Source organism: Enterorhabdus sp. P55 (assembly GCF_009911695.1).
GTDB lineage: Bacteria > Actinomycetota > Coriobacteriia > Coriobacteriales > Eggerthellaceae > Enterorhabdus.
In genome coordinates, this window is record NZ_QWKK01000207.1 from 1 (window position 1) to 1,799 (window position 1,799).

Here is a 1,799-nt window from a genome sequence, read left to right on the forward strand (position 1 = left end):
CCGCCCCACCGCGCGCTGCCCCCCGCCCGCCTGCGCGCCCACCCTCACCCGCCGTCCAACGGAGAGCGCCTCCTCCGCGCGTCCGTCTCCGCGTGCCCGGCCGTTAGTGTTTCTTGTCGGCAAATTCCCCGCGCCGTCCCGCGTGCCCGCCCCGGCTATCCTATAATCCTCTACTTGATCTTTGACGACCGAGAGAGAAGGGGGTGCGAGTTCATGCCACGGCTGCAAATCATGGATACCACCATCCGCGACGGACAGCAGAGCCTCTGGGCCACGCGCATGCAGATCGGCGAGATGCTGCCGATCCTCCCGAAGATGGATCGCGTCGGCTACTGGGCCATCGAGGCCTGGGGCGGCGCCACGTTCGACACCTGCCTGCGCTTTTTGGACGAGAACCCGTGGGAACGCCTGCGCTCCATCAAGGCCAACACGCCCAACACGCCGCTCGCCATGCTCTCGCGCGGCCAGAACCTCGTGGGCTACAAGCACTACTCCAAGGAGATCGTGCACCGCTTCATCAACGCCGCGCACCGCAACGGCATCGAGATGTTCCGCGTGTTCGATGCCCTCAACGACATCCGCAACGTCGTGGACAACGCCGAGGCCATCAAGGAGTGCGGCGGGCACTTCGAGGGCGCCATCTCCTATACTATCTCGCCGGTGCACACCCTCGACAGCTTCCTGGACTACGGCCAGCAGCTCAAGGAGCTCGGCGCCGACTCCATCGCCATCAAGGACATGGCGGGCATGCTCACCCCCTACCGCACCGAGCGCATGGTCAAGGCCTTCAACGCCGAGATCGGCCTGCCGGTGCACATCCACTGCCACTACGTCGGCGGCATGGCCCCGGCCAACATCATCAAGGCCGCCGAGGCCGGCGCCGCCATCGCCGACACGGCCCACGCGCCCCTCGCCTTCGGCAACTCGCATCCCGCGGTGGAGATGATCGCGGCGGCGTTCCAGGAGTCCCGCTACGACACGGGCCTCGACCTGGAGCTGCTCTTCGAGATCTCCGAGTACTGGGAGGAGATGCGCAAGCGCGGCCACTACAAGCGCGGCGTGAGCTCGCTCACCCACATGAAGGTCAACCTGCATCAGGTTCCCGGCGGCATGATGAGCAACCTCGTCAGCCAGCTGGAGGTGCAGAAGGCGGCCGACCGCCTGCCCGAGGTGATGCTGGAGATCCCGCGCGTGCGCGCCGAGGTAGGCTACCCGCCGCTCGTCACGCCGCTGTCGCAGATCGTGGGCACCCAGGCGGTGTTCAACGTGCTCACCGGCAAGCGCTGGAGCGTCATCTCCAAGGAGATGAAGGACTATATCTGCGGCTACTACGGCAAGGCCCCCGGCCCCATGGACAAGGACATCGTGGCGAAGGTGGCCGGCAACGCCGAGATCCTGCCGCCCGACGTGGCGCCCGGCTCGCTCGTGACCACCACCTACGACGAGGTGGCAGCCGAGATCGGGGATCTGGCCCACAGCGAGGAGGACGTGCTCATGTACGCCCTGTTCCCCAACGAGGCGCGCACCTACCTGAGCAAGCATCGCACATCCGAGAAGGTCGACTTCCTGCTCGAGCAGGAGTCCAGCGGCACCAAGGAGGACGATTACGTGGACATCAATCAGATTCGCGAGCTGGTTCGCGTCGCCGAGGAGAGCGGCGTCGGTGAGATCGTGGTCGAGGAGGAGGGCGTCCGCATCGCGGTGCGCATGCCCGGCCAGGTAGAGGCCCCGGTGGCCGCGCCCGTGGCCGCCGCCCCGGCCGTCCAGGCCGCGCCGGCTCCGGCCGCCGCGCCCGCGCC

At 67.4% G+C, this 1,799-nt stretch carries 1 protein-coding gene; it reads left to right on the forward strand.

Going from position 1 to position 1,799, the window contains the following annotated elements; all coding sequences use genetic code 11:
* Nucleotides 1-213: 213 nt before the first annotated feature.
* Nucleotides 214-1,799: pyruvate carboxylase subunit B (locus D1643_RS10810; RefSeq protein ID WP_160710616.1), on the forward strand; the 1,586-nt coding region annotated here is incomplete at its 3' end.